This window comes from Burkholderia sp. E168m23 (assembly GCF_016586125.1).
In the GTDB taxonomy this organism is placed as follows: domain Bacteria; phylum Pseudomonadota; class Gammaproteobacteria; order Burkholderiales; family Burkholderiaceae; genus Burkholderia; species Burkholderia orbicola.
Genome location: NZ_BCPP01000403.1, coordinates 1 through 5,991 on the forward strand (window position 1 = coordinate 1; position 5,991 = coordinate 5,991).

A 5,991-nucleotide genomic window follows, 5' to 3' on the forward strand; every position below is an offset into this window, starting at 1 on the left:
CTCGACCGGATGACGGAACGTGTCGCGCAGTCGCGTGCGCACGACGGCACGCTGGTCGCCGCGGTGCAGCAGGCGGCCCGCGCGTCGGGCTGGCACGCGAGCGGCGCGCTGGTTGCGAATCTGGTCGGGTTGTTGTCGCAGACGTGCGAGGCGACCGCCGCATGGCTCGGCAATGTGCTCGTGGCATGGAACGGCGACGTGGGCGACTCAGGCGGGGTGCCGGATGCGGCCGCGCTCGATGCATTCGTCGCCGAAGTTGGACGTTTCGATACGCCGGTGCAGAACACGCGCCGCTTCGTCGCGGCACGCACGATGATCGAAGGCGTGAGTGTCGAAGCCGGCGACGCGATCCTCGTCGTGCTGGCCGCGGCGAACCGCGATCCGGCCGTGCATCGCGATCCGCACCGGCTGACGCCCGGCCGCCCGGCGGGGCTGAATTTCGGCTTCGGCACGGGGCCGCATGGGTGTCCGGGCGAGCGGATCGCACGGGCAGTGACGGCGGGGGCGTTCGCGGCGCGGTTGCGCGCGGGCGGCTGGCCGCCGCGCGACGCACTGAAGTGGGATTACCGCGCGTCGACCAACGTCAGGATGCCGAAGTTCGACGCGAATCGGTGAAGGGGAAGGAGGAACTTAACGGCAGCCTTGCTTTTCCGCCCATTGCTCCTGGGCGGCGACGCGGCGCTGCACGCGTTCGACGAGGCCGGTCGAGAAGGTCCGCATGCTGACGCCGCGGCGCTTTGCCAGGATCGTTTGCGCGACGTCGGTGCGCGGGTTCGGCTGGCACGCCCAGTACAGCGTCATCAGCCAGCCGATGCCCGTCCACGCGAACAGCGCGTTGAACATCGCGATCGTCAGCTTGTCGTGCCGGCCGCGCCGGTCGGCAATGACGGCCGGCAGGAAATAGAGCGCGATCGCCGCGACTGAACCGGCCACTTGAATCAGGACTGCATCATGCATGGTGCTGCTCCGTCCGAACTGCAATGAGGCTGATTGTCGCGCTTTTTCCGTTTGTGTGCCGGCAATTGATTGTTGCGCTTTTGGTGACGATCAGGCGGCTTCGGCGTCCGCCGGCTGCACGTCGTTGCTCAGCGCGAAACCTTCGTCGAGCCAGCCCGTCACGCCGCCGATCATCAGCTTGACCGGCCGGTCGAGGCGCGCGAGCCGGATCGCCGCGCGCGCGGCGCCGTTGCAGTGCGGGCCCGCGCAGTAGACGACGAACAGCGTGTCGGCCGGGTAACCGGCGAGCTTGCTTTCGATGATCTTGCGGTGCGGCAGGTTGCGCGCGCCGGGCACGTGGCCGGCGGCGAACTGGTCGGGGCCGCGCACGTCGAGCAGCACGAAATCGGGCGTGTCGGACGCGAAGGCGTCGTGCACGTCCCAGCAATCGGTCTCGAAACGCAGCGAGGCCTCGAAATGCGCGAGGGCGGCGGGGCTGTCGGCGGCGGGGACGTCGGTGACATGGGACATGGTCGGGCTCTCCTGGTTGAGCGGGCACGGAACGCGCCGCAATGAAGGGCAGTATCGCGGTTCGGCGCGTTTCGCGGCAGTGGCGCGATCGACAAGTTCCGGTAACATCGCGCCATGCACAATCATCTCGTCGTCGCGCTCGCCTACGATCGCCTCTGCACGTTCGAATTCGGCTGCGTGGTCGAGCTGTTCGCGCTCGAGCGTCCTGAACTCGGCGTCGACTGGTATCGCTTCGCGGTCTGCGCGAGCGAGCCGGGGCCCGCGCGCGCGGCGGGCGGCATTACCGTTGCCGCGCCTTACCGGCTTGCGACGCTCGATCGCGCGGACACCATCGTGATTCCCGGCTGGCGCGATCCGGACGAACTGCCGCCCGAGCCGTTGCTGAAGAAACTGCGGGCCGCGCACCGGCGCGGCGCGCGGCTCTGCTCGATCTGTTCGGGCGTGTTCGTGCTGGCGGCGGCCGGCGTGCTCGACGGCCTTACCGTGACGACGCACTGGCGGTATGCGGAACGTCTGCAGGCGCGTTATCCGGCGCTGCGCGTGAATCCCGATGCGCTCTACGTCGACGAAGGGCAGATCGTCACGTCGGCCGGCTCGGCGGCGGGGCTCGACATGCTGCTGCATCTGGTGCGCCGCGATCATGGCGGCGCGATCGCCAACCGCGTCGCGCAGCGCCTCGTGCTGCCGCCGCATCGCGACGGCGGGCAGGCGCAGTTCGTGCCGCGTCCGGTCGCACCGGGCGGCACCGACCGGCTCGCGAAGCTGATCGACTGGATGCGCGCGCATGCGGCCGAGCCGCACACGCTGGCCTCGCTCGCCGCGCAGGCCGCGATGAGCACGCGCACGCTGCAGCGTCAGTTCGCGGATGCGACGGGGATGTCGCCGCTCGCGTGGCTGATCCGCGAACGCGTGAACGTCGCGAAGGACATGCTCGAAGCGCAGCCCGCGTTGCCGCTTGCGCAGGTCGCGGCGCGCGCGGGGTTCGGTTCCGAGGAATCGCTGCGCCGGCATTTCCGGCGCGTCGCGGCGACGAGCCCGGCCGCGTACCGGCGCGGGATGGATCGCGGCGGCACGTAGCGGGCGCGCTCGGTGCGGCCGCTCGTGCGCGACGATGAAAAACACCACCCATGTGGCGAGGGCCACTCATACTAAAAGGGATTCCGATGACGATGCTGCCTTCCCGTTTGCCGTTGATCCAGGCCCCGATGGTCGGCTCGCTGAGCCCGCTCGCGATCGCCGTGTGCGAAGCCGGCGGGCTCGGTTCGCTCGCATGCGCGGCGCTCGGCCCGCAGCAGTTGCGCGACGAGATCGCGGCGATCCGTGCGCGCACGGCCGCGCCGTTCAACGTGAATTTCTTCTGCCACGCGCCGCCCGCACCCGATGCCGAGGTCGATGCGCGCTGGCGCGCGGCGCTCGCCGGCTACTACGCGGAAGCCGGGCTCGACCCGGCCGACGTGAAAGGCGGCCCCGGCCGCGCGCCGTTCGACGATGCGATGTGCGCGGTCGTCGAGGAACTGCGGCCGTCCGTCGTGAGCTTCCATTTCGGACTGCCGGACGACACGCTGCTCGACCGCGTGCGCCGCACGGGCGCGCAGGTGGTGTCGTCCGCGACGACCGTTGAGGAGGCGCGCTGGCTCGATGCGCGCGGCGTCGACGCGATCGTCGCGCAGGGAGCGGAGGCCGGCGGCCATCGAGGGATGTTCCTGACCGACGATATCCACGCGCAGCCGGGCCTGTTCGCGTTGCTGCCGCAGATCGTCGATGCCGTACGCGCGCCGGTGATCGCGGCCGGTGCGATCGCCGACGGGCGCGGCATCGCGGCCGCGTTCGCGCTCGGCGCTCGCGCGGTGCAGATCGGCACCGGCTATCTGCTGACGCCCCAGGCCGGTCGTTCGGCCCAGCATCGTGCGGCCGTGCGCGCCGCCCGCGACGACGGCACGCGCATCACCAACCTGTATACGGGCCGCCCCGCGCGCGGGCTGCTGACGCGCTTCATGCGCGAACAGGGGCCGATGAGTGCGCTCGCGCCCACGTTTCCGCTCGCGACGGCCGCGGTCGATCCGCTGCGCGGCGCGTTCGAGCGGCAGGGCCGCGACGATTTCTCGCTGCTGTGGTCGGGCGAGGCCGCGGCGCTCGCGCGCGAAGAGGATGCGGGTGAGCTCACGCGACGCCTGTGGCGCGACGCGCTCGCCTGCGCGGCCGGGCTGCGCGACGCGTTTCCGAACGCTGGCTGAACGGCCAGGAGGGGCGCCGGCAGGGGAGCATCGGCGTATGATCTGGGTTTTCGTCAGCCCGATCCAGGCACCCCACCATGACTTCCGTCGACACTACCCCCGTCCTCGACCATGACAAGCTCGTTACCTTCATCGAGCGCAAGTGGAACGATGAAATCCTCCACGCGCTGACCGACTACATCGCGATCCCCGCGAAGAGCCCCGCATTCGACCCCGACTGGGCGAAGCGCGGCTATCTCGAACGCGTCGTCACCGACGCCGCGCAGTGGGCCGAACGGCAGCCGGTGAAAGGCCTGAAGCTCGAAATCGTGCGTTTGCCGGGCCGTACGCCGGTGATCTTCTTCGAGTCGCCGGCCACGCGATCGGGCAGCACCGACACGATCCTGCTGTACGGCCACCTCGACAAGCAGCCCGAATTCGACGGCTGGCGCGCGGACCTCGGCCCGTGGACGCCGAAGTTCGAGAACGGCAAGCTGTACGGCCGCGGCGGCGCGGACGACGGCTATGCGATCTACGCGAGCCTCGCAGCGCTCGGCGCGCTCGACGAGCAGGGCATCGAGCGGCCGCGCTGCGTCGGCCTGATCGAGACCTGCGAGGAGTCGGGCAGCTACGACCTGCTGCCGTACGTCGACGCGTTGCGCGACCGGCTCGGCCAGGTATCGCTCGTCGTGTGCCTCGATTCGGGCGCCGGCAACTACGACCAGATGTGGCTCACCACGTCGCTGCGCGGCCTCGTGTCCGGCGACCTGCAGGTCGAGGTGCTGGAAGAAGGTATCCACTCGGGCGTGTACGGCGGCATCGCGCCGTCGAGCTTCCGCGTGATGCGCCAGTTGTTCGAGCGCCTCGAGGACGCGAAGAACGGCAACCTGCTGCCGGGCGCGTTCCATTGCGAGATTCCGTCGAGCCGCGTGCGCGAAGCCGAGGCCGCCGCCGCGATCCTCGGCGACACGGTATGGAAGGGGCTGCCCTGGGCGTGCGGCCAGGACGGCAAGCCCGTGCTGCCGACCACGACCGATCCGCGCGAGGCGCTGCTGAATTCGACGTGGCGTCCGTCGCTGTCGGTCACGGGCGCGGCCGGCATGCCGGCGCTCGCCGATGCGGGCAACGTGCTGCGTCCGCGCACCGCGTTCAAGCTGTCGCTGCGGCTGCCGCCGCTCGTCGACGCCGCGCAGGCGGTGCAGCAGTTGAAGGAATTGCTCGAACTCGATCCGCCGTACAACGCGAAGGTCACGTTCAAGCCGGACGCCGGCGCCGCGACGGGCTGGAGCGCGCCGGATCTCGCGCCGTGGCTCGCGTCGTCGCTCGACGCCGCATCGCGCCGCCACTTCGGCGCCGACTGCGCGTACATGGGCCTCGGCGGCACGATCCCGCTGATGAACGTGCTGCAGGAAGGCTTTCCCGCCGCGCAATTCATGGTGTGCGGCGTGCTCGGGCCGAAGTCGAACGCGCACGGCCCGAACGAGTTCCTGCACGTGCCGTACGCGAAGAAGCTCACCGCAGCCGTGGCCGACGTGATCGCGACCGCGCGCTGAGCGTCGCAGCATCGGACGGACCGATTGCCCGACCCGCACCGACTGGATGGAGTGTTGCCAATGACCGCACTGCCGACGCCCGATACCGCACCGCTGCGCATGCGCGCCGAACCGCTGCATGCGTTCGTCGCGGCACTCTGGGAACGGGCCGGCAGTAACCCGCGCGAAGCGACGCTCGTCGCCGATCACCTGGTCGGCGCGAATCTCGCGGGCCACGATTCGCACGGGATCGGGATGATCCCGAATTACGTCGCGTCGTGGCGGGAAGGGCAGTTGCAACTGAACGGGCACGCGTCGATCGTTCGCGATGGCGGCGCGGTGCTGACGATCGACGGCGGGCGCGGCTTCGGCCAGGTGATCGCGTTCGAGGCGATGGTCGAAGGGATCGAGCGCGCGCGGCGCATGGGGATCTGCGCGATCGGGCTGCGCGACGTCCATCACCTCGGCCGCATCGGGCACTGGGCCGAGCAGTGTGCGCACGCGGGGCTCGTGTCGTTCCATTTCGTCAACGTGCCGGGTGACCTGCTGGTCGCGCCGCTGCACGGCACCGATCCGCGTTTCGGCACGAACCCGTTCTGCGCCGCGTATCCGCGGGCCGGCAAGCCGCCGCTGCTGCTCGATTTCGCGACGAGCGCGATCGCGTACGGCAAGACGCGGGTCGCGTACAACCAGGGCAAGCGCGTGCCGGCCGGGTCGCTGATCGACCATCGCGGCGAGCCGACCGACGATCCGGCCGTGATGCACGAGCAGCCGTTCGG

The 5,991-nt window shown here is 70.3% G+C and carries 7 protein-coding genes; 5 read left to right on the forward strand and 2 right to left on the reverse strand.

What is annotated here, in order from left to right:
* Positions 1-615 (forward strand): cytochrome P450 (locus JMF90_RS20315; protein WP_201325363.1); only part of this gene is annotated, 615 nt, incomplete at its 5' end.
* A 15-nt stretch (positions 616-630) separates the two neighbouring features.
* Here JMF90_RS20315 and JMF90_RS20320 read toward each other — a convergent pair.
* Together JMF90_RS20320 and JMF90_RS20325 are read right to left on the reverse strand one after the other, a co-directional pair.
* Complete coding sequence (locus tag JMF90_RS20320; RefSeq protein ID WP_006480800.1) at positions 631-957, reverse strand: superinfection immunity protein; 327 nt, start codon at positions 955-957, stop codon at positions 631-633.
* A gap of 90 nt (positions 958-1,047) precedes the next feature.
* Complete coding sequence (locus tag JMF90_RS20325; protein ID WP_078041575.1) at positions 1,048-1,467, reverse strand: rhodanese-like domain-containing protein; 420 nt, start codon at positions 1,465-1,467, stop codon at positions 1,048-1,050.
* Between the two features lie 114 nt (positions 1,468-1,581).
* Between JMF90_RS20325 and ftrA the strand changes: the two genes are divergently transcribed.
* From ftrA to JMF90_RS20345, 4 genes are all read left to right on the forward strand, one after another.
* Positions 1,582-2,544: a transcriptional regulator FtrA gene (gene ftrA, locus JMF90_RS20330; protein WP_078041574.1), complete on the forward strand. Its 963-nt coding sequence runs from the start codon at positions 1,582-1,584 to the stop codon at positions 2,542-2,544.
* An 86-nt stretch (positions 2,545-2,630) separates the two neighbouring features.
* On the forward strand, positions 2,631-3,701 hold the full coding sequence (locus tag JMF90_RS20335) for a nitronate monooxygenase family protein (RefSeq protein WP_078041573.1): 1,071 nt from the start codon (positions 2,631-2,633) through the stop codon (positions 3,699-3,701).
* Between the two features lie 77 nt (positions 3,702-3,778).
* Positions 3,779-5,233: a M20 family metallopeptidase gene (locus JMF90_RS20340; RefSeq protein WP_006480804.1), complete on the forward strand. Its 1,455-nt coding sequence runs from the start codon at positions 3,779-3,781 to the stop codon at positions 5,231-5,233.
* A 60-nt stretch (positions 5,234-5,293) separates the two neighbouring features.
* Positions 5,294-5,991, forward strand: a 698-nt coding sequence (locus JMF90_RS20345) for a malate/lactate/ureidoglycolate dehydrogenase (RefSeq protein ID WP_201325364.1), incomplete at its 3' end; no start/stop codon positions are given.